Origin of the sequence: Gilliamella sp. W8128, assembly GCF_016100545.1 — a bacterium.
Classification (GTDB): domain Bacteria; phylum Pseudomonadota; class Gammaproteobacteria; order Enterobacterales; family Orbaceae; genus Gilliamella; species Gilliamella apis.
Map to the genome: position 1 here is coordinate 270,933 of NZ_JACFSE010000002.1, position 24,392 is coordinate 295,324.

Annotated in this window: 23 protein-coding genes, 1 tRNA gene, 1 other RNA gene and 1 pseudogene; 15 read left to right on the plus strand and 11 right to left on the minus strand. The window is 33.8% G+C overall.

The genetic code is table 11. From position 1 onward, the window contains the following. Positions 1–131: 131 nt before the first annotated feature. The 3 genes from tcdA to H3U97_RS02865 form a co-directional block, all read right to left on the minus strand. Positions 132–929 carry a tRNA cyclic N6-threonylcarbamoyladenosine(37) synthase TcdA gene (gene tcdA / locus H3U97_RS02855; protein WP_198198004.1) on the minus strand — a complete coding sequence of 266 codons (798 nt, stop codon included), beginning with the start codon at positions 927–929 and terminating at the stop codon, positions 132–134. A gap of 383 nt (positions 930–1,312) precedes the next feature. Next, positions 1,313–2,668 carry a PFL family protein gene (locus H3U97_RS02860; RefSeq protein WP_065578304.1) on the minus strand — a complete coding sequence of 452 codons (1,356 nt, stop codon included), beginning with the start codon at positions 2,666–2,668 and terminating at the stop codon, positions 1,313–1,315. Between the two features lie 35 nt (positions 2,669–2,703). Next, on the minus strand, positions 2,704–2,973 hold the full coding sequence (locus H3U97_RS02865) for an ACT domain-containing protein (protein WP_086357127.1): 270 nt from the start codon (positions 2,971–2,973) through the stop codon (positions 2,704–2,706). A 143-nt stretch (positions 2,974–3,116) separates the two neighbouring features. Between H3U97_RS02865 and H3U97_RS02870 the strand changes: the two genes are divergently transcribed. Then, positions 3,117–4,334, plus strand: coding sequence for a pyridoxal phosphate-dependent aminotransferase (locus tag H3U97_RS02870; protein ID WP_065578302.1), 1,218 nt, complete (start codon positions 3,117–3,119; stop codon positions 4,332–4,334). Between the two features lie 190 nt (positions 4,335–4,524). On the opposite strand, the gene H3U97_RS02875 is transcribed toward H3U97_RS02870, so the two are convergent. Beyond that, entirely contained in the window at positions 4,525–5,283 is a 759-nt protein-coding gene (locus H3U97_RS02875; protein WP_086320762.1) for a M48 family metallopeptidase, read from the minus strand. 157 nt (positions 5,284–5,440) lie between these two features. Here H3U97_RS02875 and queA point away from each other — a divergent pair, with 157 nt between their 5' ends. Continuing rightward, positions 5,441–6,472 (plus strand): tRNA preQ1(34) S-adenosylmethionine ribosyltransferase-isomerase QueA, encoded by a 1,032-nt coding sequence (queA, locus tag H3U97_RS02880; protein ID WP_198198006.1) that lies wholly within the window; start codon positions 5,441–5,443, stop codon positions 6,470–6,472. A 45-nt stretch (positions 6,473–6,517) separates the two neighbouring features. Here the strand turns inward: queA and H3U97_RS02885 are convergent, their stop codons facing one another. Continuing rightward, positions 6,518–7,198 carry a M48 family metalloprotease gene (locus H3U97_RS02885; RefSeq protein ID WP_198198008.1) on the minus strand — a complete coding sequence of 227 codons (681 nt, stop codon included), beginning with the start codon at positions 7,196–7,198 and terminating at the stop codon, positions 6,518–6,520. A 139-nt stretch (positions 7,199–7,337) separates the two neighbouring features. On the opposite strand from H3U97_RS02885, the gene tgt reads away from it, so the two are divergent. The 3 genes from tgt (at position 7,338) to H3U97_RS02900 (ending at position 8,791) form a co-directional block, all read left to right on the plus strand. Beyond that, positions 7,338–8,492 carry a tRNA guanosine(34) transglycosylase Tgt gene (tgt, locus tag H3U97_RS02890; protein WP_034900864.1) on the plus strand — a complete coding sequence of 385 codons (1,155 nt, stop codon included), beginning with the start codon at positions 7,338–7,340 and terminating at the stop codon, positions 8,490–8,492. Positions 8,493–8,549: 57 nt separating this feature from the next. Further along, a tRNA-Pro gene (locus tag H3U97_RS02895) sits at positions 8,550–8,626 on the plus strand. A gap of 34 nt (positions 8,627–8,660) precedes the next feature. Next, positions 8,661–8,791, plus strand: a non-coding RNA gene (locus H3U97_RS02900) — RtT sRNA. A 75-nt stretch (positions 8,792–8,866) separates the two neighbouring features. Here the strand turns inward: H3U97_RS02900 and H3U97_RS02905 are convergent. Continuing rightward, entirely contained in the window at positions 8,867–9,898 is a 1,032-nt protein-coding gene (locus tag H3U97_RS02905) for a LacI family DNA-binding transcriptional regulator (protein ID WP_198198010.1), read from the minus strand. A gap of 318 nt (positions 9,899–10,216) precedes the next feature. On the opposite strand from H3U97_RS02905, the gene H3U97_RS02910 reads away from it, so the two are divergent. The 4 genes from H3U97_RS02910 (at position 10,217) to rimL (ending at position 13,075) form a co-directional block, all read left to right on the plus strand. After that, positions 10,217–10,660, plus strand: a complete 444-nt coding sequence (locus H3U97_RS02910; RefSeq protein WP_034900868.1) for a PTS sugar transporter subunit IIA — start codon at positions 10,217–10,219, stop codon at positions 10,658–10,660. A 31-nt stretch (positions 10,661–10,691) separates the two neighbouring features. Then, positions 10,692–10,964, plus strand: coding sequence for a PTS sugar transporter subunit IIB (locus tag H3U97_RS02915; protein ID WP_034900870.1), 273 nt, complete (start codon positions 10,692–10,694; stop codon positions 10,962–10,964). 15 nt (positions 10,965–10,979) lie between these two features. Then, entirely contained in the window at positions 10,980–12,344 is a 1,365-nt protein-coding gene (locus H3U97_RS02920; RefSeq protein WP_065578295.1) for a PTS ascorbate transporter subunit IIC, read from the plus strand. Between the two features lie 185 nt (positions 12,345–12,529). Then, the gene (gene rimL / locus H3U97_RS02925) at positions 12,530–13,075 is read left to right on the plus strand and encodes a 50S ribosomal protein L7/L12-serine acetyltransferase (RefSeq protein ID WP_065578294.1); all 546 of its coding nucleotides are present in this window, start codon (positions 12,530–12,532) and stop codon (positions 13,073–13,075) included. 75 nt (positions 13,076–13,150) lie between these two features. On the opposite strand, the gene H3U97_RS02930 is transcribed toward rimL, so the two are convergent. Both H3U97_RS02930 and adhP read right to left on the minus strand, forming a co-directional pair. Then, positions 13,151–14,599, minus strand: coding sequence for an APC family permease (locus tag H3U97_RS02930; protein ID WP_198198012.1), 1,449 nt, complete (start codon positions 14,597–14,599; stop codon positions 13,151–13,153). Positions 14,600–14,771: 172 nt separating this feature from the next. Further along, on the minus strand, positions 14,772–15,803 hold the full coding sequence (gene adhP, locus H3U97_RS02935) for an alcohol dehydrogenase AdhP (RefSeq protein ID WP_065578293.1): 1,032 nt from the start codon (positions 15,801–15,803) through the stop codon (positions 14,772–14,774). Between the two features lie 491 nt (positions 15,804–16,294). On the opposite strand from adhP, the pseudogene H3U97_RS11555 reads away from it, so the two are divergent. After that, positions 16,295–16,501 (plus strand): annotated as a pseudogene (locus tag H3U97_RS11555) (ATP-binding cassette domain-containing protein); the annotation flags it as partial. After that, positions 16,480–16,650, plus strand: coding sequence for a hypothetical protein (locus tag H3U97_RS02945; RefSeq protein WP_198198014.1), 171 nt, complete (start codon positions 16,480–16,482; stop codon positions 16,648–16,650). The pseudogene H3U97_RS11555 and the gene H3U97_RS02945, both read left to right, overlap by 22 nt. Positions 16,651–16,721: 71 nt before the next feature. Here H3U97_RS02945 and H3U97_RS02950 read toward each other — a convergent pair whose 3' ends face one another. Continuing rightward, positions 16,722–18,041, minus strand: coding sequence for an MFS transporter (locus H3U97_RS02950; protein ID WP_198198016.1), 1,320 nt, complete (start codon positions 18,039–18,041; stop codon positions 16,722–16,724). A 184-nt stretch (positions 18,042–18,225) separates the two neighbouring features. Between H3U97_RS02950 and H3U97_RS02955 the strand changes: the two genes are divergently transcribed. Further along, on the plus strand, positions 18,226–19,266 hold the full coding sequence (locus H3U97_RS02955; RefSeq protein ID WP_198198019.1) for a tagatose 1,6-diphosphate aldolase: 1,041 nt from the start codon (positions 18,226–18,228) through the stop codon (positions 19,264–19,266). A 148-nt stretch (positions 19,267–19,414) separates the two neighbouring features. Here H3U97_RS02955 and grxB read toward each other — a convergent pair whose 3' ends face one another. Continuing rightward, positions 19,415–20,065 carry a glutaredoxin 2 gene (gene grxB / locus H3U97_RS02960; RefSeq protein ID WP_198196167.1) on the minus strand — a complete coding sequence of 217 codons (651 nt, stop codon included), beginning with the start codon at positions 20,063–20,065 and terminating at the stop codon, positions 19,415–19,417. Then, positions 20,062–20,688, minus strand: a complete 627-nt coding sequence (locus H3U97_RS02965; RefSeq protein WP_198198021.1) for a Pr6Pr family membrane protein — start codon at positions 20,686–20,688, stop codon at positions 20,062–20,064. Before H3U97_RS02965 ends, grxB begins: the two co-directional genes overlap by 4 nt. A gap of 208 nt (positions 20,689–20,896) precedes the next feature. On the opposite strand from H3U97_RS02965, the gene xerD reads away from it, so the two are divergent. The 3 genes from xerD to recJ all read left to right on the plus strand — a co-directional run bounded on the left by xerD (position 20,897) and on the right by recJ (position 24,354). Then, a complete protein-coding gene (gene xerD / locus H3U97_RS02970) occupies positions 20,897–21,811 on the plus strand; it encodes a site-specific tyrosine recombinase XerD (RefSeq protein WP_198198023.1) in 915 nt (304 codons plus the stop codon). Between the two features lie 26 nt (positions 21,812–21,837). Further along, positions 21,838–22,542 (plus strand): bifunctional protein-disulfide isomerase/oxidoreductase DsbC, encoded by a 705-nt coding sequence (gene dsbC, locus H3U97_RS02975; RefSeq protein WP_065578287.1) that lies wholly within the window; start codon positions 21,838–21,840, stop codon positions 22,540–22,542. Between the two features lie 78 nt (positions 22,543–22,620). Continuing rightward, the gene (gene recJ, locus H3U97_RS02980; protein WP_198198025.1) at positions 22,621–24,354 is read left to right on the plus strand and encodes a single-stranded-DNA-specific exonuclease RecJ; all 1,734 of its coding nucleotides are present in this window, start codon (positions 22,621–22,623) and stop codon (positions 24,352–24,354) included. The last annotated feature ends 38 nt before the right edge of the window (positions 24,355–24,392 follow it).

A 24,392-nucleotide genomic window follows, 5' to 3' on the forward strand; every position in this document is an offset into this window, starting at 1 on the left:
CAAATATTTTTATTGTTTTTTTGCTGATTAAAATTCAAAATTCTATTAATTTAATATCAAAGCATTTCAAAAAAAAACAATTTACAACAAAGTAAAAAATATATTTTTTTAGCGTAAATAAATAATAAATATTATGTAATGCTTAACTTATTTAACACATAACTAACCGCCACAAAACCAAACGTTGCGGTTACCGTTGTTATCGCTCCGAATCCCGATTCACAGTCCATTTTTTTATTACTGTCTGCTTGATTTTTAGCAAAACAAATCTGACCATTTTTAGTTGGATAAGTCAGCTGTTCAGTAGAATATACACATGGAATTGAATATTTACCTTTACTGTCCTTACTTAATTTATAATCATTTTTTAATTTTTCGCGTAATTTAGCAGCTAAAGGATCTTGAATGGTTTTTGCTAAGTCCGCAATTTTTATTTGCGTAGGATCTTTTTGACCTCCCGCGCCCCCTATTGTAATGACCTTTAATTTTTGTCGCTTACAATAAGCCAAAACGGCAGCTTTATCTCTAACGCTGTCAATTGCATCAATAATATAGTTATAACGAGGACGTTGTTTAGAACCCAAATAATCATTAACGTTATCGGCATTAATAAAATCATCGATTTCATTGACAATACATTCAGGATTAATTTGCAAAATTCGTTCGGCCATGACGGATGTTTTAGGTTTGCCAATATTAGATTTTAAAGCGTGAATCTGACGATTAGTATTGGTTACACATACATCATCCATATCAATTAAGGTAATTTGCCCTATACCACTACGCGCGAGTGATTCAGCGACCCAAGACCCCACGCCACCAATACCAATGACACAGATATGAGCTTGAGAGAAACGCTGTAATGCCTGTTCACCATAAAGTCTGGCGATACCACTAAAGCGTTGAAAATAGAATTCTGTTTTCATCATTATTTATTGATAGTGTTTATGTTTAAACACCATATACTCCTCAAACCTTTTTAGATGAGAATATTTATTCTCTTTTATTGATAACTTATCCATTAATATTATTCCTATTATACCTTTTCAAGAGTGAAACATTAATTTGTTTAGAATTATTGATATTAATTGGCATCCCTATAATTGACAATAACCTGATGGTATTTGGTTTAACTAATTGTTTTTTTATAATATAAATCAAGAGCGAGAATTAATTAGCGAATAATATTGCATATATGAACAATTTAGAATAAGCACACTAAACATTGAATCTATGTTATCGATATGTTTTATGATGAGAAATAATTTGTAACTCTGCCCTAAATAAATATTTAAGGCAGAATCATAATAACTTAATTTTTAAAGGAGTGAATTGGAGCTGGAATACGCCCACCACGACTAATAAAATCACATGAACTAAATTTATTTACAGGCATTACTGGCGCATGGCCAAGTAAACCACCAAATTCAATATTATCGCCTACTTTCAAACCTACCGCAGGGATAATTCTGACCGCCGTAGTTTTATGATTAATTACGCCAATTGCTGCTTCATCAGCGATAATTGCTGAAATAGTTTCAGCTGGTGTATCACCAGGAATAGCAATCATATCTAGCCCCACTGAGCAAACGCAAGTCATGGCCTCTAATTTTTCAAGGTTTAGTGCCCCATTGTTTACCGCATCAATCATACCTGCATCTTCTGAGACAGGAATAAATGCACCACTTAATCCACCTACATGGCCACAAGCCATTACGCCACCTTTTTTCACGGCATCATTCAGCATCGCTAGCGCAGCGGTAGTTCCATGTGTTCCAACAACTTCTAGTCCCATTTCTTCTAAAATATGTGCTACTGAGTCACCGATAGCTGGAGTTGGTGCTAATGATAAATCAACAATCCCAAATTTAACCCCTAAACGTTCTGACGCTTCTTTACCTACCAGTTGCCCCATACGAGTTATTTTAAAGGCAGTTTTTTTTATGGTTTCAGCAACAACATCAAAAGGCTGACCTTTAACTTTTTCCAACGCTCGCTTAACTACACCCGGTCCACTCACACCGACATTAATCACACAGTCAGCTTCACCAACACCATGAAAGGCACCAGCCATAAATGGATTATCTTCAACTGCATTAGCAAATACCACTAATTTCGCACAAGCCATACTACTATTATCGGCGGTTAAAGCTGCGGCTTCTTTAATAATTTGTCCCATTTGCTTTACTGCATCCATATTAATACCAGTTTGAGTAGAACCGACATTAACTGATGAACAAACTCGTTCGGTTTGTGCTAATGCTTGTGGGATTGATTTAATAAGAATTTCATCGCCTTTATGATAACCTTTTTGCACTAATGCAGAAAATCCACCTATAAAATTAACACCAACCGCTTTGGCTGCTTCATCGAGTGTTTTAGCAAAAGCAACATAGTCTTTATCGTCACTTGCGCCTGCAATCAATGATATCGGCGTAACCGAAATACGCTTATTAATAATAGGGATACCAAATTCAGAAGTAATTTGATCGCCAACTTTAACTAAATCTTTCGCTAATCGTGTAATTTTATCGTAGATTTTTTGACGCGCTTTTGCACCATCACTATCAATACAATCAAGAAGAGATATACCCATGGTTATTGTGCGGATATCAAGTTTTTCTTCCTCTATCATTTTAATTGTTTCGAGGATCTGTTTTGTTTCCATTAGTTCTATCCTTTCGTAAAAATATGAAATTGAGCTTATAAACGATGCATTGCATCAAAAATTTCTTCTCGTTGTATATTCACTTTAACTTTTAACTGCTCACCGGTATGTACTAAAGTATTTTTAACTTCATCAAAAGTGGTGTTAATTTTAGATAAATCTAATAACATAATCATGGTAAAATACTCATCCATGATAGTTTGGCTAACATCTAAAATATTAATATTTAATTCATATAACTTTTGGCTTATCCCTGCAATAATTCCTGTTTGGTCCTTACCTATTACCGTTAAAATTGTTTTCATCACACTCTCCGCACAAATTTTATACACTTAAAAAATATTTATTGAGTTGTTTATAATAACACCTTCAAAAATTATCTAAATAGGAGTAGATTGTTTTTTTAATCAAAATAAAAAACAAAAAGATAAAATGAAAGGGCGTTATTATGGTGAATTTTCAAAAATCCAATAAATTGGATCATGTTTGTTATGACATTCGTGGACCAATTCTTGAACATGCAAAAAAGCTTGAAGAAGAAGGTCAAACCATTCTTAAACTTAATATTGGAAATCCCGCCCCTTTCGGTTTTACTGCTCCAGATGAACTATTAGTGGATGTTATTCGCAACCTACCAACATCACAAGGATATTGTGATTCAAAAGGTCTTTATTCTGCTCGTAAAGCGATTATGCAGCATTATCAATCCAGAGGAATTACTAATTTAGATGTAGAAGATATCTATATTGGTAATGGTGTTTCTGAGTTAATTGTTCAATCAATGCAAGCATTACTTAATAGTGGTGATGAAATATTAGTACCAATGCCTGATTATCCACTTTGGACTGCTGCCGTTAGTTTATCTGGTGGTAACGCGGTTCACTATCTTTGTGATGAAGAAGCTAATTGGTCACCTGATTTACAAGATATCAAACAAAAAATCACCCCAAAAACCAAAGGGATTGTGATTATTAACCCCAATAATCCTACTGGCGCAGTGTATAGTAAAGAAGTTTTACTCGAAATAGCGGAAATCGCACGCCAAAATAATTTAATTATTTTTGCTGACGAAATTTACGATAAAATTTTATATGATGATGCCGTACATCATTCAATAGCAGCTTTAGCGCCAGATCTATTTGTTATTACTATGAGTGGTTTATCGAAAACTTATCGAGTTGCTGGTTTCAGGCAAGGTTGGATGGCACTTTGTGGGCCAAAACAACACGTTAAAGGCTATATTGAAGGTCTAAATATGTTAGCTTCAATGCGTTTATGTGCCAATGTACCACTACAACATGCAATTCAAGGAGCATTGGGTGGTTATCAAAGTATTAACGAATTTATTGTGCCTGGAGGTCGACTCTATGATCAATGTATGTTGGCATGGCGTTTATTAAATGATATTCCCGGCGTTTCTTGTACCAAACCTCAGGGTGCTTTATATCTATTCCCTAAGCTGGATCAGAAAAAATTTAATATTCATAACGATCAAAAATTAGTTTTAGACTTTTTGTTACAAGAAAAAGTACTATTAGTTCAGGGAAGTGGATTTAATTGGCATAAACCAGATCATGTTAGAATTGTTGCTTTACCTCATACTGGAGAACTACAAGACGCTATAGCTCGATTTGCACATTTTTTATCTAACTATAAACAAGCATAATTTAATTCCTATATCCCTCTAATTATCAATAGAGGGATATTCAACTATTAAAAACTATTTTTTATTTCAACAAAGTATTAAATTGCTTAATCGTTGCTTAAGCTTGTTATTTATGATTATTAATCATAAACAGTAACCAATAAAAAAGCGCCAAAAAGGCGCTTTTTTTCTAATAAATTATTTAAATGAATTATCTTTTTAATTCAGCTAATTTATTACGAATATTTTCAGCACGTTTTGCTGAAGATGGATGGCTACTTAAAATTGATGCATCACCACCACCTAATTTATCAAATGCAGTTGCAAGACCAGCTGGATTGATTTTTTTCTTAACTAAATAATTAAAAGAGAAATCATCAGCGTCTTGTTCTTGTGATTGAGAGAATTGAGCATTGATAACAGCTTCAGCTAAAGCACCTAAAGAAGATTTAGATAATGCTGCAACTGTACTGTTACCTGATGCCGCCGCTGCATCACGAGCAATTTCTGTTGCATAAGCAACTTGGATTGCTTTTTTACTATGACCTAAAGCTACGTGACCTAATTCGTGACCTAAAACGCCTTGAATTTCGTTATCAGTCATCATATCCATTAAACCACTGTAAACACGAACACAACCATTAGCCATTGCCCAAGCGTTAACATCTTTAGTAATATACACTTTATAGTTAACTGGAGTTCCATTGATATTATTACCAAGAGCTTTAGCAATTTTATTTAAACGTTTAGTATAAGCACTTTTAGCTGGAGCAATTTTTGATTGAGCATCCATTTGCGCACATGATTGTTGGCTTAATGATTTCACATCATTATCACTGAGTGTTGCTGCTTTTAAACCTTTCATACCAAGACTAGTTAAATCACTAGCACTCATATTTTTACAGCCAGCTAAAGACATAGCTGCAACTAAAGGTAGTGCAACAAGCAATGTTTTTTGATGTTTTTTCATAATATTTTCCTTATATTAACAGACTTTACTTTCTTCTAACATAAATGTTAGATAAATTGAATTTTAACGCAACTTTAATAATAATCAACAAATAATTACTTGCTTAGAGATAATTAGCCATTTAGACTAGTGCCTCATTTTTTTGAGGAACATAATTATGCAACTGTCTGATTTCAATTTTACTCTCCCCAAAGAACTGATAGCAAAATACCCTTCAGAAACAAGAAGTTCTTGTCGATTATTAGCACTTGATGGCCATACAGGTAAAATTGAAGATAAAGTATTTACAGATATTGTTGATTATATCAATGCTGGTGATTTACTCATTTTCAATAATACTAAAGTGATTCCTGCACGGTTATATGGAAAAAAAGTATCAGGTGGAAAAATTGAAGTATTGATTGAACGATTGTTAGAGGGAAATCGAGCACTCGCACATATTAAAGCCTCAAAGTCGCCTAAAATAGGAGCAGAACTTATTTTAGGTGAAAATGAAAATATCCAAGTTACTATGGTAGCACGCCATGATGCATTATTTGAGCTACAATTTCCTGACGATGTGCTTAGCATCTTAAATGAAATTGGCCATATTCCATTACCTCCTTATATAGATCGCCCTGATGATGCTCAAGATCGTGAAGTATACCAAACCGTTTATAGCAAAGTTCCCGGAGCTGTCGCAGCCCCAACAGCAGGTCTTCATTTTGATAAATCTTTATTAGACAAACTTAAACAAAAAGGTGTTGAGATGGAATTTGTTACCTTACATGTGGGCGCAGGTACATTTCAGCCTGTCAGAGTTGAAAATATTGAAACCCATATTATGCATGCCGAATATGCAGAAGTTCCAGAATCAGTTGTGAAAGCTGTTTTAGACTGTAAAGCTCGTGGAAATAAAGTTATTGCTGTAGGAACAACATCGGTCAGAGCTCTTGAAAGTGCGGCACAACAAACTGGAACTATAGAGCCTTTTTTTGCTGACACCCGAATTTTTATTTACCCTGGCTATCAATTTAAAGTCATTGATTCTCTTATCACTAACTTCCATTTACCTGAATCAACATTAATTATGCTGGTTTCAGCATTTGCTGGTTATGAGAACACCATGAATGCTTATCAGTATGCCGTAAAAGAAAAATATCAATTCTTTAGTTATGGTGATGCAATGCTAATTACCAATAATAAATGATTTATATCTAGAATAAATCATTTATATTCAATAAATTAAAAATAGTTAATAATAATTCAACCTATCAACAATATTGGCCATTCGTTTTATTCTTGATGGATGTGAGGTAGGTTGATTTTTAGAATGAATTGGCATTTTTGTTAACATTTTGAGCAAACCAATTGGATCTATACTTTCTCGCACTAATAAATTAAAAGCAAAACTATCTGCTTCAACCTCATATTGATGTGAGGTTTCTTCTTTTACAATAATTACAAGTTCATTAGCTTTATCAGTAATTTCAATATAAGGAGCTTGTCGAAACAAACTTATCCCATGTTTTAGGGCTATATGAGCCTGTTCATGCGCAAGTACGGCTTGTAACTCATTATCTTCAAGTAATTTTATTAAACCACTATTTATTCGAATACAACCATTAGCTGTTGACCAAGCATTGGGGTCTGTATCAATATAAACCTTATAGTTTAATTCAATATTATTTATTCGTTTTGGTAAACTTTGGGCTATTTTAGATAATCGACGATTAAGATGATGATAATCAGGAGGAATAATCGCTCTATTGTCATTTTCAATACATGCTTGTTGACTAATTGCCAATATATCATTTTCCGATAAGCTTTTAACTCCTTCAGGTGAAACAATAGTTGGTGGTATTCTAGTTTGGCTTTGACATCCAACCTGCATAAGTATTACAACACATGAGATAAATAAAATAATAGATTTCAATGGTTCGAAAATCCTTACAAATATTGTCTAATTAAGCTTAGCACGATACACTAGGCGCCACTATTTAATAATACAAGTTTGTATTATAGCAATAATTGGCGCCAAACTGTTTATTTGGTCGCAAGAGGTTAATATAAAAATGAAATTTGAGTTAGATAATACTGACGGCTTAGCTCGTCGTGGCCGTATGAAGTTTGATCGTCGTGGAGTGGAATATACCGTTGAGACTCCTGCCTTTATGCCGGTTGGTACCTATGGCACAGTAAAAGGTATGACTCCTGAAGAAGTAAAAGCAACAGGAGCACAAATCTTATTGGGTAATACTTTTCATCTATGGTTAAGACCAGGACAGGAAATTATGCGCAAACACGGAGATCTTCATGATTTCATGCAGTGGTCAGGACCAATCTTAACCGATTCAGGGGGATTTCAAGTTTTCAGTCTTGGTGATATTCGTAAAATAAAAGAAGAAGGTGTTTATTTTCGTAATCCAATTAATGGTGATTCAATTTTCTTATCTCCTGAAATTTCAATGGAAATCCAATATGATCTTGGTTCTGATATTGTAATGATTTTTGATGAATGTGCCCCCTTTCCTGCTGAATGGGATTATGTCAAAAAATCAATGGAGATGTCCTTACGTTGGGCAAAACGTAGCCGGCAACGTTTTGATGAACTAAATAACAAAAATGCATTATTTGGTATTGTACAAGGTGGTATACATCAAGAATTACGTGATATTTCAATTAAGGGTTTAACCGAAATTGGTTTTGATGGTTATGCGGTTGGTGGGCTTGCGGTTGGTGAACCGAAAGAAGATATGCACCGCATACTTGAAGGAACCTGCCCACAATTACCCGCCGATAAACCCCGTTATTTAATGGGTGTTGGTAAACCAGAAGATTTAGTTGAAGGTGTACGTCGAGGTATCGATATGTTCGACTGCGTAATGCCAACTCGAAACGCTCGTAATGGTCATTTATTTGTTACCAATGGGGTTATAAAAATTCGTAATGCCAAATATAAAGACGATACGACACCACTAGATCCGCACTGTGATTGTTATACCTGTAAAAACTACACAAAATCTTATCTTCATCATTTAGATAAATGCGGTGAAATATTGGGAGCTCGCTTAAATACTATTCACAATTTACGTTATTATCAACGTTTAATGGCTGAAATACGCGAAGCGGTAGCAAATAGACGATATGAAGCGTTTGTTACTGAATTCTATCAACGAATAGGTAAAACACCAGCACCATTAGGTAACAAAGCCGAACAAAGTTGCTAAAATTTATATATCAACTATTGACACATTATAGTTAGCACAGTATTATGCGCTTCCTAACGGCGAGTAGCGCAGCTTGGTAGCGCAACTGGTTTGGGACCAGTGGGTCGGAGGTTCGAATCCTCTCTCGCCGACCAATTTAATAAGAAAGCCTACTCGTTTGAGTGGGCTTTTTTATTACTACAACGATGCATTTGATTCGAACCGATAAGAGGTTCGAGCCGAGTAGAACGAGACAGCGTTGCTTTAGCAACGACCCGTAGGGCGAGCATAAAATGCGAGTCAATCCTCGCTCTCATCCATTCATTTTATTATCATAGCTATTAGATTAGTTCAAACTTAAAGTATTTCTTTAAATAATTAATTTTCTGGTTAAATTACAAACTATCTCTTAAACAAATTGTTGGTACCAGAGTTGATATTTCGAAACTTGAATGACCACCTTTATCTGTTAATTCATTCAATAATAAATTACCGATATATTCCCCTTTTTTCTTTGAAGGTAAAGAAACAGTAGTGAGTGTTGGAATGCTTACCTGACTAAATTCGCTATCACCAAATCCACAAACGGCTAATTGATAAGGAACGCGAATATGTCGTCTTTGACATTCATAGAGCACACCACACGCCAACTCATCGGTAGTACAAACTAATGCATCTATTTCAGGCCAGTTCAACAAGATATCAGGTAACAATGCACTACCAGTACTAAAATTAGCCGGTTTTGCCGGATTAATTATTCTATGGGTTGGCAAATGATTGTTTAACATAGCTTTATGCCAACCATGTAACCTTTGTTGAAAAACATGACATTGATGGTCAGCACAAAGTAAACCAATATGGCGATAGCCTTTTTTTATTACATGTTCAGTCAACATACACATTGCTAAACTATCATCCACTTCGATATGTATATTTGCCACTTCATCATACGACTTACCAATATTGAAAGTAGGAATCGTTTTATTGTTTAATATATTTTCAATAAAATCATCATTTTCAATATAAAAGAGTAATATCGCTTCAAGATTATTGCTATAGATAGTCTCCAACAGTTGTGATTCACGCTTATAGAAAGAGTAAGATTCAAAGATAATTGTGGTATAGCCTTCTTTTAATAAATATGCTTGCAGTGAATTAAGTGCTATACGGGTTGAATCTTCATAAATTTTTGTAGTAATGACTGCAATAACTTTATTGGCAGAAGCTGATGCGAGTAAACTGGCTGCTATATTAGGTTTATAGCCTAATGTCTCAACTGCTAGTTGGATTTTTTGACGCAGTTTATCCGACACTTTATCTGGCGTTCGTAATGCTCTTGAAACAGTCATCGTACCAACACCAGCATATTTAGCGACATCAAATAAAGTTGTTTGACCTGTACTTCTGCGCTTTTTTGTATCCTGCATATCTGATCTCAACTAGAACTAACTAATAGTTAAATGTATACTCCAAAATTTCACAAAACAAATAATTACAATAAGTTAACTTACTAATTTAAATATTTAATCAAAAGAAAAGAGATTATTATAATATTATGCAATAACAATTTTTTTTTCAAATATATATTAAAAATGCTATCCAAATCACAAAATAGGAAAATTATTGACTAAAAAATGATAGCGCTATCACATTTTTGTTTTTTTTAAATTATTATTGTTAGCCAATGTGTTAATTTTCTACTATCGTAATATTAACAGATAATAAATCAGTTTTTCGGAGGTAAAATGTTAAATCAATGGTTAACTGGTCAAACGGTAAAAATTGTTGATTCTGTCAAAGATTGGAAAGAAGCAATAGAGCTTTGCGCCACTCCATTATTAGAGAATCAATCAATAACACCAAACTATATTGATGCTATCTTTCAGCTACATGAATCAATTGGTCCTTACTATGTATTAGCACCAGGAATTGCAATGCCTCATGCCAGACCAGAACAAGGAGTAAATAATTTAGGATTATCGATGCTATTAGTTAAAAATGGCGTTAATTTTAATTCTGAAGAAAATGATCCTGTTTATTTAATTACTTTGTTAGCCGCAAGTGATAGCACTAGTCACATCGAAATGTTAACTCAGTTAGCTTCATTATTCGCTGAATCAAATGATGTTAATACAATTTTTAATGCTAAAAATAGCGATGAAATTTTAACAGTAATTGATCGTTATTAAATTCAAACCAATTAATATAAGGATAAATAATATGAAAATTATGGCTGTTTGTGGTTCAGGACTTGGTAGTAGTTTCATGGTTGAAATGAATATCAAAAAAGTACTCAAAAAATTAAACATTGATGCTGAAGTAACACATGCCGATCTTGCCTCAGCCACACCAGAACAAGCAGATCTTTTTGTGATGACTAAAGATCTAGCAGCAAGTTCTGGAATTCCACAAGATAAATTAGTAGTTTTAAACAATATTATTGATATCAACGATTTAGAGCAAAAACTCGTTGAACATTTTAATAAAGCCTAATTATGAGGTAATGCTATGATTCAAGAAGTAATTAAATTCGTTGTTGATATCTTAAAAGTACCAGCAATACTCGTAGGTCTAATCGCCATGGTTGGGCTATTAGCACAACGAAAATCATTTGCAGATACAGTTAAAGGAACGGTTAAAACAATTTTAGGTTTTTTAGTATTAGGTGGTGGTGCAACGGTTTTAATCAGTGCAATTACTCCTTTAGGTTTAATGTTTGAAGAAGCTTTTAAACTTCAAGGTATCATCCCTAATAATGAAGCCATCGTTTCAATGGCATTAAATGAATATGGGACAGCAACCGCGTTAATTATGGCATTCGGTATGGTTGCCAATATTATGGTTGCTAGATTCACATGCTTAAAATATATTTTTCTAACTGGCCATCATACTTTTTATATGGCATGTATGATCAGTATTATTTTGACCGTTGCTGGATTTGAAGGTTGGCAATTAGTATTTACTGGCTCATTGGTTCTCGGCTTAATCATGGCATTCTTCCCAGCTTTAGCCCAACCACATATGCGAAAAATAACTGGCAATGATGATGTTGCATTCGGTCATTTCGGAACCTTAGGTTATGTATTAGCGGGTTGGCTTGGTTCTGCCTTTGGTAAAGGCTCACGTTCTACTGAAGAAATGAATTTACCAAAAAACTTAAGTTTTTTACGTGACAGCTCAATTTCTATCTCATTAACAATGATGATTATCTACTTAATTTTAGCTATATTTGCTGGCCCTGATTATATTCAAACAAACCTAAGTAAAGGAGATAATTATTTAGTTTATGCGATTATTGAAGCCATCACATTTGCGGCAGGTGTATTCATCATCCTTCAAGGGGTTAGACTTATTTTAGCTGAAATTGTTCCAGCATTTACTGGTTTCTCAGAAAAATTAGTACCAAATGCCAAACCTGCTTTAGACTGTCCTGTTGTTTTCCCTTATGCACCAAATGCAGTATTAATTGGCTTCTTATTTAGTTTTCTTGGTGGATTAGTTGGATTATTTGTACTAGGACAACTAAATGCTGTACTTATTTTACCGGGTGTTGTCCCTCATTTCTTCTGTGGTGCAACTGCTGGCGTATTTGGTAATGCTATGGGAGGCCGTCGAGGTGCAATGCTTGGTGCATTTGCAAATGGCTTATTAGTGACATTCCTACCAGTACTTTTATTACCAGTTTTAGGGTCACTTGGTTTTTCTAATACAACTTTCTCTGATGTAGACTTTTGTGGTGTAGGAATTATTCTGGGCAATATGGCAAAATGGTTCAATAAAGATATTATTATGGGAATCTTTATCGCTATTTTTGCTTTGTTAGTTGTACATAATGCATTAACAAAACCTAAAAAAAGTAACAATGAAAAATAGATTATTATCTTTTCATTAAGTAACAATATGATGCCAGACTTGTTAGTCTGGCAATTTTATACTACTTCATCTTACTATAACTTAGCCTATCAACTTTCAACAACGTCGTTTATTTAATATACATGACAACATAATTTGTTTAAAATATTTAAGCAACTTTGTTAGGTATTTTAAAAAAGTTAATAATGACCAATAATCAAAAAGATATGATTGATGTTGATAAACATCTTTGTTTAGCACCAGCAAATAATCAATATGCATCAGATATTTATAATATTATCGCTAGCAATAGAGAGTACTTTAGTCAATTTATGGTATGGCCTAAATTTGTGAAAAACCAAGCCGATACAGCGCAGTTTTTAGATTCTTGTTGGTTAAAACATCAACAGAATGAAAGCAAAACCTATGTCATTTTATTAAAAGGTCAAGCTATTGGATTACTATCTTTTAATCAGATTGATAAAAATAATAAAACAGCTTATATCGGTTATTGGCTAGATAGCTCAAAACAGGGCAATGGAATTATGACCGTCGCAATCAATGCATTAATAAAGTATTATGCTATGCAAAAAATAATTAGACGATTTGTTATTAAGTGTACTGTTTATAATGAAAAAAGTAATGCTATAGCCAAACGTTGTGGTTTTAGTTATGAAGGTACTTTAAAACAAGCTGAATATATTAATGAAACTTTTCATGATCAAAATATTTATGGTTTGATTGCTGATTAGGTTTAACTTTTTGATTACAAAAAACCGACCGCAGTCGGTTTTGATTAACAATTGTTTAATAAATGTGCTTAACGATTATTTGATTATAAAATAACCATAGGCGATTAAACCTAAAACAATAATAATTGAAGATATCGCAATCATATACTTGGTTTTAAATTGGTATTTCTTTACTTCACCAAGTGAAAGTTCAATATGTTTATTTTTATTATCAAAATAGTAATAAAGAGGTAAACCAATTAGGGTTAACACTATCGAGGCTATCCCATTTACAGTTTGGTGAATTAACATACCGTATATAACATATCCAGCACCTAAAATAGCGATAAGAGGAATAACTGGGTAACCAATGACTTTATAAGGTCTTGGGATATCAGCAAATTTTTTCCTCGCGATAATTACCCCAATAAACGTTAATAGATAAAAAACCCAAATGGAGAACATCGAAATTTCAGATAAGCGATCAGCATCAAGTAGCGTTGAATAAAGGAATGAAAAAACAACCAATATAATAATTGCATTCACTGGTGAACGGCTATCGTCATCAATGGTACTTAAAAATTTTGCCCCAATAATAGTGCCTCGTTCTCCCATACTAAAAATAGTTCGAGATAAGGTCATAATATAACCATTAATACCACCAAGAATTGAAACCATAATACCAACAGCAACTAAATTACCGCCTAAATGTCCAAACATGCGCTGTGAAGCAACTGCTGAAGCGTCATGGCCAAGCGTAACCATTTCTTGTACTGGAAATATCTTGAACAGTGCAATATTAATACATGCATAAACAATTACTAAAAATATTATGCCTAGAATAATTGCTTTAGGTAATACTTTTGATGGATTACGAATTTCACCAGCAACAGAGGCAACTTGCGCCCATCCATCATAAGCAAATAGCGTTGCCAATATTGCAACTGCAAATGGCGCATAAGTTTCAATACCTTGACCACTAACACTAAATAGTGCAACTTGCCCATTACCTTTCCATAATCCAAATATTGCTAACAATAAGATTGGGACAAGCTTACAAAAGGTAGCAATCGTTTGCAGATATCCAGCCTGTTTCACGCCTATTGAATTAATGCATGCAATAAGCCCCAAAACACCAGCGCTTACCGCCATACGATAGGCATCATTGATCCCAAATAATAAACAAAATACTGAGCTAAAATAACCAACCAAAGCACCAATTAAAGATGGCGCAAAAAGCACAGTGATCATCCAACCATATAGATGAGAAACTTTAGCTCCATAAATTTTTTCTAAATAAACCAGCATGCCCCCAGTTTTTGGGAACATAACACCAAGTTCACATAACGTTAAACCACCACAAATTGAAAAAATTCCACCAATAATCCACGCTAACAAAGCAAAATTATAATCGCCAGCGACTTCTAATACAGCGGGTGGTTTCATAAATGCACCTGCGCCTAAAACCATTCCAACAACTAGTGATAATGCGGAAACTAAACCAAGATCTTTCCGCAAATTATTCTCTAAATTGTGTTCAGACATAAATAACCTCTTAAACTGATCAATAAAGCAAAACTTGCCTATAATAGGACTTTATTTATAAAAAACAAGCAAGATTAACTTTAATCGAAAAAAGCTTTCCAAATCAGAAATTACTATCAATAAAAAAGTCAGCATAAAGCTGACTTTCAATGAGTTAATCACTCAATAATTACTATTTTTTCTTCATTTTCATATCAATAACCATACGACCACGAATTTTACCTGCTTTCATCTCGTCAATCATATCATTGATATCTTCAAGAGGGCGTTTTTCAACCATTGGCACAACTTTACCTTCAGCACTAAAACGAAATGCTTCCGCTAAATCTTCTCGAGTACCAACTAATGAGCCGAGCACTTGAATACCATCTAGAACTGTCTTAGGAATACTTAAATCCATTGTTTCAGAAGGTAGACCCAAAGCTACAACTCGACCTAATGGACGTACAGAACCAATAGCCTGATTGAATGCTGTTTTAGTAACTGAAGTTACCACCGCACCATGCACACCACCATCGGTATGTTCTTTTATGTAAGCACCAACATCAGCCACTTTTTTAGGATTAACCACTAAATCAGCACCAAGCTTCTTACATAACTCTAGCTGGCTATCACTGTTACTAATCGCAACAACTTTATTGTTAAAAACATTTTTACCATATTCGATAGCCAAAGTACCAAGTCCACCAATACCAAAAACTGCTAGCCATTGACCAGGTTTAGTGTCAGCAACCTTAATTCCTTTATAAGTAGTTACACCTGCACAAGTCACACTAGTTGCTTGAGCTGGATCTAAGCCATCTGGCACTTTTACCGCATAATCAGCTTTAACAATACATTGCTCAGCCATACCACCATCGACAGTATAACCTGAGTTTAAAGCACTTCGGCAAAATGTTTCGTTACCAGATATACAATATTCACAGGTACCGCAACCTGCATGGAACCATGCAATACTAACACGATCTCCAACCTTCAAACTTTTTACATCAGGTGCAATTTTAGTCACAATACCCACACCTTCATGACCAATTACTCGACCTGGTTTTTTACCGAAATCGCCAGCAGCGACATGAAGATCAGTGTGACAAAGCCCACAATACTCAACCTCAACCAAAGCCTCCCCTGCCTCTAATGGGCGAACAGGAACGTCTTTAATTTCGACTTGACCATCGCATTCTTGTCTAATAACTGCAGCTTTCATTTGTTTCTCCTAAAATAATTACAATTTAAAAAATATGACTGGCTTCATTTTAAACTATTTATTTAGAAAAAATATGCGCTATTTCACATTTATCAATAAAAATGAGAATTATTCATTATTCCTTTCTATATACAGTCTTAAATTATCAAATAGCAAACCTTGATAATTATAAAGGTTCAACAAATTGGATTCATAACCAAACATATACCTAAAAATAATATAAATATGTGATATTGATATCTCTCATCTTTACTAAAAATTTTTATAGTTAAAAATGGAAGACTTGTATTACGCCAACAATGGTATATTTCAGCTATTTCGTGCATCGTAATATTATTAGCCTTTTTATCGACTTCATTAGTTGTTCAAGGAATAAATGATGTAATCAATCCGAGGTAAAAACGATGAATATAAAAAGATTATCTATTAAAAATTTAACTATAACTTCACCAAAGGGTCCCAATTAAAAATATACGGTTAATTATGTATCACTTGATCTTTATGCTAATGAGATTTTAAGTATTGTTGGTGAAAGTTGTTCAGGTAAATCTTTATTATCTAATGTAATCAATGGATTAATGCCCGATGGTGTTACTACATCTCAAGGAAAGATAAATTTTAATGATAATAATTTTCTCTCCTACAAATGCGTACAATCCATAGGGAGCATATTAGTATGGTATTTCAAGATCCCATGACAGAATTAAATCCATTTATTAACAATTTAGCGGTCGGTGTTGGAATATATAGTTTATATAAACTGGATAATAATGACTTCGTAGCAGGATTACAGCGTAGTGTTAAAGCGGGTGTAATACGAACAGTTGAGCTTGGCAAGAATCAGTGAAATAGTCTAAATATGATTTTTGAGGAACATAAAAACCCTGTTCCTCAAAATTTTTCTTTTCCTATCAGAAATTAAGCAATATCTTTCGCCACATATTTTTGGCTATTGTTATTAACTAATAAGAATAGTCCAATTAATGCGCCTAATACAAATAATCCAACCACATAAATGGCCGGTGCCATTTTACTAACAAAATCACTAAAAAATGAGATCAATAATGGGGTTAAACCACCGGCAATAGCGTAAGCCATATTAAATGAAAATGATACACCACTATAGCGAACCTGAGTTGGGAATACCTTAACCATAAAATAGGCAAAAGAACCGACAATCCCAACACTAAAACCAGCTAATGAATAAGTGATAAACAGAAGGTTCGGATTGTCCAATGATAGATAAAATATAGCAATCATGATAGCGGCAATAATACAACCAATAACCAGTACTTTGCCCATTGAAAACTTATCCATCATCATGCCATAAAACGTACAACTAATGATAAGTCCGATGATAGCTAATATATTGCCTTGCAAGGCTTCAAGTGCTGAAAAACCAAATTGTTTTTGCAATAAAATTGGCGTCATTAACATTATCACCATAATGCCGGCTGATAACACCCAAGTTAGTAACATCGATAAAATAGTTTGCGGTAAATATTGGGTAAGCACAGTAATCACCGGCAATTTTTTAGCTAATTCTTCATTCTTACGTTTTTGAATTTCTAGAAAAATCGGTGTTTCTTTTAACCAACGACGAAGATACATAGCAATTAAGCCAAAAATACCACCAATAATAAATGGTACTCGCCAGCCCCACTCATTCATTTGCTCTACCGAGACGCTTTTACTCATTATTGTCGATACTAGTGAACCGAGTAAAATACCTAAACTTAAGCCACTGGTTAAAATGCCACAAGCTAAACCAATTTTATTCTTAGGCACATGTTCAGCAACAAATGTCCACGCCCCTGGTACTTCACCACCTACAGCAAGCCCCTGGCATAATCGCATCATTAAGAGTAATAATGGTGCAAAAATACCGATATTGGCATAAGTAGGCAAAAAACCAATAAATAATGTTGGTAATGCCATTAATAGAATACTAAGTGTAAACATTCTTTTGCGGCCAAACATATCACCAAAGTGAGCCATCACAATACCACCAAAAGGACGAATCAAATAACCAGCAGCAAATATACCAAAAGTTTGAACTTGACTTAACCATGCTGGCATATCATCCGGAAAAAATAGATGGCTTATCGTAATTGAAAAAAAGACAAATATAATAAAATCATAAAATTCTAATGCACCACCTAATGCTGATAGAGCTAAGGTTTTATAATCTTGATTATTTAATGTTCGCACATTTGTAACTATTGCAGAATCTGGCATAATCATCCCTGTAAATATTTGTTTACAAACAGTCTATTAATCTGTACTAATATACCGTAACAAATTGCCATTTAAAAGAAAATATCAAAAAGTTCACACAAAATTAAAACTAGCACTAAATGATTAATAATTAGCCAAATAAAAACCTACAATGAAAAAATCTTATTAAATGGAGAGTTTTAAAATGGCAACAAAATGCATTTCTCGTGGAAAATTCAACCGTATGCAACAATTATCTAACCAAGATGGCGTAATTGCAGCATTAGCAATCGATCAGCGTGGTTCTATGGTAAAAATGATGCAAAATGCTGTAGGTCAAGAACGTTATAATATTGATATGGTGTATGAATTTAAAGAGCTTGTTTCTCAGGAATTAACCAAATATGTTAGTGCCATTTTACTGGATGAAGAACTCGGTTTTAAAGGCATGGCAGCAAAAAATAAAAATGCTGGGTTAATTATGTCTTATGAAAAAACTGGATACGATGCCAATACACCAGGACGTTTACCAGATATTTTACCGGAAGATTCACTTCAACGCCTAATTCAAAAAGGTGCAGATGCAGCGAAAGTACTGGTCTATTATAATCCTGACGATCCGCAAGATATTTTAGATAAAAAACACGCCTTTTTAGAACGTTTAGGCAATGAAGCGCGGGCGGCTGACATTCCAGTATTTGTTGAGCCTATTGTTTATGATAATGTGGTAACTGATGATAAAAGTCCTGAATTCGCAAAAATAAAACCACAAAAAGTTATCAAGACAATTGAAGAATTTACTAAAGATCACTATTACATTGATATTCTTAAAGTAGAAGTACCCGTATTATTTAAAAACGTTGCAGGATTTAATGATAATAATCCTGTAGTTTATTCGCAACAAGAAGCTGCCGATTATTTCAAACAAGCAAGTGATGTTGCGACTCGTCCTTTCATCTATTTAAGTGCAGGCGTACCAACCAAAACTTTCCATGAAGAACTCATTTTTGCCGGAGAGCACGGCGCCAAATATAGCGGTATTCTAGGAGGTCGAGCTACTTGGTTTGAAGGTATTGAAGCATATGCTAAAAATGGTAAAGATGGCTTAAAACGTTGGCTTGATACTATTGGACGTGAAAATGTTGAACAACTTAATAAGATTTTAAAACAATATGCAACCTCATGGTACGATGTATATGGTGGTAAAGACAAGATTGAAATTATTGATCTTAAATTAAGTAATTAATCGTTTTTGTAGAGATTTAAATAAATAACTTAAATAACAGATAAGAGTACAAGTTTTATTCCTATTTTTCTTGTACTCTTGTTATTAAATGAACAATTTGCCTATTATTTAATCATCATTTTTGTATACAATAGGATTCTACTTTTTGTTAAACCGCCTGATCAAAAAACAGGTTTACCTTGCTTAGTTCAGCCATTGAATCTAAATAGGCTTTAATTTTTGTAGGGAAAATGAGACCTTTAACACAGGTTAAATTGCGTAATATCGGAAATAAACATATATCATCCCAAGATAATGTGCCATTACATGCATTCGATGCCACAATTAATGGTTCAAGCTGATTTAATAAATCAGATATCTTAGCAATTAATGCATCAGTTTCGGCAAGGCAATCAGCAAACGAACCCAATTTTTTACTCTTATTTGTAATAAAATTATCAATAGCAGCTTGAGTGGCAAATTCAGCTAAGCCTAATTTTACATATCGTGGACACTCTAACTTATAATCATATTGTTGAAATTGTTTAATTAATGCTTCAATTTCTGGATTTTTAACTCCACTTAAGATAGGGCCTTTACCATAATTACTATCAACATAAGCAACAATATCAAGACTTTCTGGCATATAGCTACCATCTTCCTTTTGTAAGATTGGCACCATTTTTTCACCAATCATACTTGTCGGTGATTTAACATCATCGCTGAGAAAGACATGCTGTTCAACTGGAATATTTTTTAAACCAAAAATCATTCTTGCCCGTACGCAAAAAGGACAATGTTCATAAATATACAATTTCATATTCTTCTCCTAAAGCAATCAATGACCCATAACAAAAGAGCCAGCCCTAAAAACAGTATAAAAACCGATCCTGCAGCATATAGCGCTTTAACATATCCAACCCTAACCACATTAATAAAAGGATATGGATATTGATTAGTAAGATAACCCCGTATGAAAATATAAATACCATAAATTAACATCGACAAAAACGAACCAACAATGACATTAAACTGAATTCGTCGAAATGGACCCCAAACTAACCAACTTAATATACCAATAACCGGTAGAATCACATGTAAACTTTCATTGGTAAACTGTAATAAAGTATTAGGTGGTTTATGTATTCCCCTTAAAATTAAGTTATAAACTATTGCGGTTATAATCACCCCGACTAAGCCATTTAGTCGTATCACCTTGAAACTATATCGATTACAGTTGGGATTGAAAGTTAAACATAGACAACTAAATGCAAACATTAGATTGGAAAGTACCGTAAAAAAACTGTAGTAAAATATTATTCGCCCAGTTGGGGTACTTGGTTGCCAAGGTCTTAGCTGCGAATGCCAATAAATATAAGTTTCAATACCAATAATAAAAAAAGCATATAATGCAATAAAAAGATTAATATTTCGTTTTAACATAACTTATCATAAAAAATAACAGATAATTCAGTATATAGTAGGCAATAGAAAAGATACAAAATATTATTGCAATATCAACTAAAGTTAATGTTTTCATTGACCAAACATTCAATTTTATGCATTTCAATTGCAATAATAATGTGACAACTTCAAGTTATTGACAGTTAGTATATAATATTAACAACTATTGAAAATGAGTTGGTTTTTAATGTCTGATAAAGATATATCATCACAAAATAAAATATTAATTGAACAATTTCTAGACTCAATCTGGTTAGAACGAAATCTTGCTGAAAATACAATTGAATCTTACAAACTTGATCTCTTCGCTCTAAGCCAATCACTACAATTACAACAAGTTAACTTTCTCACGGCACAATCCACTAACTTACAGGAATTTTTACTACAACGAGTTAAAGATGGTTATAGAGCAAGTAGTTCGGCACGTTTATTAAGTGCGACTAAACGTTTTTTTCAATATTTATATCAAGAAAACTATCGTACCGATGATCCATCAGCTATATTGTCATCACCAAAATTACCCAAAAAATTACCTAAAGACTTAACTGAATCACAGGTTGATGCCCTACTAGAATCACCAAGTATTGATGATCCAATTGAACTGAGAGATAAAGCTATGTTAGAAGTGCTTTATGCTACAGGATTACGAGTCTCAGAATTAGTTAACTTAGAAATTAGTGATGTCAGCCTAAGGCAAGGGGTAGTGAGAGTTATAGGCAAAGGCAACAAAGAGCGTTTAGTTCCTTTAGGAGAAGAAGCAATCTATTGGCTTGAATACTATTTCAAATATGCACGCAATGATCTACTAAAAAATGGGCCAGTTGATGTACTTTTTCCAAGTCGTTTAGGCAAGAAAATGACACGACAGACATTCTGGCATAGAATCAAATATTATGCCATACTAGCAGGCATTAATATCGAAGCCCTTTCACCTCATGTACTTAGGCACGCCTTTGCAACGCATTTGCTTAATCATGGCGCCGATTTGCGAGTAGTACAAATGTTACTAGGGCACAGTAGTTTATCAACTACACAAATTTATACACATGTTGCAACAGAAAGATTAAAACAATTGCACAGCAAACATCATCCTCGTGCATAACAGTTTATATAACTAAGGATAACTGAATGAAAAAATTAGTCATAAGTTTAGGTTTAGCATTAATCTCAACTTCAGTATTAGCCAATAACGCCGATATCACCAAATCGATGGAAAAATTAGGTTTTTCTAATAAAGAAATTACTATCGAAAATAATCCAGTACAAGGATTGAAAAGTGTTATCACACCTGAAGGTATTTTCTATATAACAGATGATGGTAAATTTTTAACTCAAGGACCAATCTATAGTCTTGAAGGTGGTGAACCAGTAAATATTGCCAACAGTAATAACTTAAAATTAATGAAATCAATTGAAAAAGATGCCATTGTTTATAAAGCACCAAAAGAAAAATATATTATTTCAGTTTTCACCGATTATACTTGTCATTATTGTAAATTACTTCATGAAAATATAAATCAATACTTAGATGCGGGTATCTCAGTGCACTATTTTGCATTTCCTCGAGCCGGTGCTGATAGTGATGTAGGCAAAAATATGCAATCTATTTGGAGTGTTGCCGATCGTAAAGCTGCTTTTGATAATGCCTATAAGGGTAATTCAATTTCTCCGGCGAATAGTATGGTGCCTTACGTAACACAACAATTTAATGTTGGTAAAAAATTAGGTATCAGTGGTACCCCAGCATTATTACTACCGGATGGGCAATTAGTTTCAGGCTATGTTCCTGCTGATAAATTAATCGAAATATTAAAAAAGAAAGCTAAAAATTAGTACTTTATAATTTCTAACAATTAAAATTCAGATAAAAATAAAAATGTATGTTAGCGCACATGCGCTAACATTTAAAATATGAAAAGTAAATTAACACACCGCCAATTACCTGAAGTACTACCTAAATTGTCACCAGATATTCCACTCTTATTGCAACGAGTCTATGCATTACGTGGAATAACATCTATGCAAGAATTAGATTATACCACTCGTAATTTATGCAACTATGACAACTTAGACGGTACCCATACTGCTGTCGAAATTGTTTATTCAGCTATGCAGAATAATAAACGGATTATGATTGTCGGTGATTTTGATACTGATGGCGCAACCAGTACTGCATTAATGATAAAAGCATTAAAAAAGATGGGATGTAAACATGTCGATTATATCATTCCTAATCGATTTGATGATGGATACGGTTTAAGTATAAGTGTGGTAAAAAGAGCACTGTCAAAAAAAGCCGATCTGATTATTACTGTTGATAATGGTGTTTCGGCTATTGAGGCGGTTGAATTTGCAAAACAATCAAACTTAACTGTAATAATTACAGATCATCACTTGTGTTCAGAGCAATTACCAGCAGCTGATGCTATCATTAATCCTAATTTACCAAACAGCTCTTTTCCATCTAAGCACTTAGCTGGTGTTGGTGTAGCATTTTATTTTATGTTGGCATTACGGGCAAAGCTACGTAAAGAAAACTGGTTTGCTAGCAATAAGTTAGCAGAATATAACATTACCAACTTGCTAGACTTAGTTGCGCTTGGCACGATTGCCGATGTGGTAAAACTTGACCGCAATAATCGTATATTGGTTCATCAAGGAATTAGCCGTATTCGAGCCGGTTATTGTTGTGAAGGAATCAAAGCATTATTAGATATCTCTAGACGAGATCCTCTTACGTTAACTTCCACAGATCTTGCCTATTACATAGCCCCAAGGCTAAATGCAGCTGGGCGAATGGATAGTATGTCGCTTAGCGTGGAATTACTGCTATGTGAAGATTATGATAGTGCCATTAAACAAGCAACCGATCTTGATACACTTAATCATGACCGGAAACTGATTGAACAAACAATGTATCAAGAAGCGTTATCCTATATTGAACAAGTAGAACAGAAAAATTCTACTTTTCCGAACGCATTAGTTGTACATCATCCGCAGTGGCATCAAGGTATTATCGGTATTGTATCGGCACGTTTGAAAGATAAACATTATCGTCCAGTTATATGTTTTGCCTCTACTGAAGATGGATTATTAAAAGGTTCCGGACGATCAATAGAGGGGATTCACTTACGAGACATACTTGATAAACTCAATGAGAGATATCCCGATATTCTAGTGAGCTTTGGTGGACATGCCATGGCAGCTGGATTAAGCATTCAAGAAAAAGATTTAGATCAATTTAGCGCACATTTTGAAGCATTGATAACTGAACAACTCGATTTAGATGTACTCGAACAAATCATTGAAACCGATGGTGAGATAGATAATCAAGATTTTAATTATGCAATAGCTAAACAATTAAAAGAGTCTGGTCCATGGGGTGAAGGATTTACAGAACCAACATTCGATGGTGATTTTATTGTGCATCAACAACGTTTATTTGCTGAAAAACATCTTAAATTAGTATTAGAACCAAAAAACGGTGGTCCAATTATTGAAGGCATATATTTCAATGTAAATTTAACCCAATGGCCAGATAATACAATAAAAATTGTAAAAATTGTCTATCAACTAGATGTTAATGATTTTCGTGGTAATCAGGCGGTAAAATTGATGATTAGACATATTTGGCCTATCGCATAAGCGAGTAAAATCGACTATAATTATAGTTTTCTACAAAA

What these genes read in the sequence shown, in the direction of transcription:
- tcdA (WP_198198004.1), bottom strand. Translation starts at nt 929, where the DNA reads ATGATGAAAACAGAATTCTATTTTCAACGCTTTAGTGGTATCGCCAGA.
- H3U97_RS02860 (WP_065578304.1), bottom strand. Translation starts at nt 2,668, where the DNA reads ATGGAAACAAAACAGATCCTCGAAACAATTAAAATGATAGAGGAAGAA.
- H3U97_RS02865 (WP_086357127.1), bottom strand. Translation starts at nt 2,973, where the DNA reads ATGAAAACAATTTTAACGGTAATAGGTAAGGACCAAACAGGAATTATT.
- H3U97_RS02870 (WP_065578302.1), top strand. Translation starts at nt 3,117, where the DNA reads ATGGTGAATTTTCAAAAATCCAATAAATTGGATCATGTTTGTTATGAC.
- H3U97_RS02875 (WP_086320762.1), bottom strand. Translation starts at nt 5,283, where the DNA reads ATGAAAAAACATCAAAAAACATTGCTTGTTGCACTACCTTTAGTTGCA.
- queA (WP_198198006.1), top strand. Translation starts at nt 5,441, where the DNA reads ATGCAACTGTCTGATTTCAATTTTACTCTCCCCAAAGAACTGATAGCA.
- tgt (WP_034900864.1), top strand. Translation starts at nt 7,338, where the DNA reads ATGAAATTTGAGTTAGATAATACTGACGGCTTAGCTCGTCGTGGCCGT.
- H3U97_RS02905 (WP_198198010.1), bottom strand. Translation starts at nt 9,898, where the DNA reads ATGCAGGATACAAAAAAGCGCAGAAGTACAGGTCAAACAACTTTATTT.
- H3U97_RS02910 (WP_034900868.1), top strand. Translation starts at nt 10,217, where the DNA reads ATGTTAAATCAATGGTTAACTGGTCAAACGGTAAAAATTGTTGATTCT.
- H3U97_RS02915 (WP_034900870.1), top strand. Translation starts at nt 10,692, where the DNA reads ATGAAAATTATGGCTGTTTGTGGTTCAGGACTTGGTAGTAGTTTCATG.
- H3U97_RS02920 (WP_065578295.1), top strand. Translation starts at nt 10,980, where the DNA reads ATGATTCAAGAAGTAATTAAATTCGTTGTTGATATCTTAAAAGTACCA.
- rimL (WP_065578294.1), top strand. Translation starts at nt 12,530, where the DNA reads ATGACCAATAATCAAAAAGATATGATTGATGTTGATAAACATCTTTGT.
- H3U97_RS02930 (WP_198198012.1), bottom strand. Translation starts at nt 14,599, where the DNA reads ATGTCTGAACACAATTTAGAGAATAATTTGCGGAAAGATCTTGGTTTA.
- adhP (WP_065578293.1), bottom strand. Translation starts at nt 15,803, where the DNA reads ATGAAAGCTGCAGTTATTAGACAAGAATGCGATGGTCAAGTCGAAATT.
- H3U97_RS02945 (WP_198198014.1), top strand. Translation starts at nt 16,480, where the DNA reads ATGGTATTTCAAGATCCCATGACAGAATTAAATCCATTTATTAACAAT.
- H3U97_RS02950 (WP_198198016.1), bottom strand. Translation starts at nt 18,041, where the DNA reads ATGCCAGATTCTGCAATAGTTACAAATGTGCGAACATTAAATAATCAA.
- H3U97_RS02955 (WP_198198019.1), top strand. Translation starts at nt 18,226, where the DNA reads ATGGCAACAAAATGCATTTCTCGTGGAAAATTCAACCGTATGCAACAA.
- grxB (WP_198196167.1), bottom strand. Translation starts at nt 20,065, where the DNA reads ATGAAATTGTATATTTATGAACATTGTCCTTTTTGCGTACGGGCAAGA.
- H3U97_RS02965 (WP_198198021.1), bottom strand. Translation starts at nt 20,688, where the DNA reads ATGTTAAAACGAAATATTAATCTTTTTATTGCATTATATGCTTTTTTT.
- xerD (WP_198198023.1), top strand. Translation starts at nt 20,897, where the DNA reads ATGTCTGATAAAGATATATCATCACAAAATAAAATATTAATTGAACAA.
- dsbC (WP_065578287.1), top strand. Translation starts at nt 21,838, where the DNA reads ATGAAAAAATTAGTCATAAGTTTAGGTTTAGCATTAATCTCAACTTCA.
- recJ (WP_198198025.1), top strand. Translation starts at nt 22,621, where the DNA reads ATGAAAAGTAAATTAACACACCGCCAATTACCTGAAGTACTACCTAAA.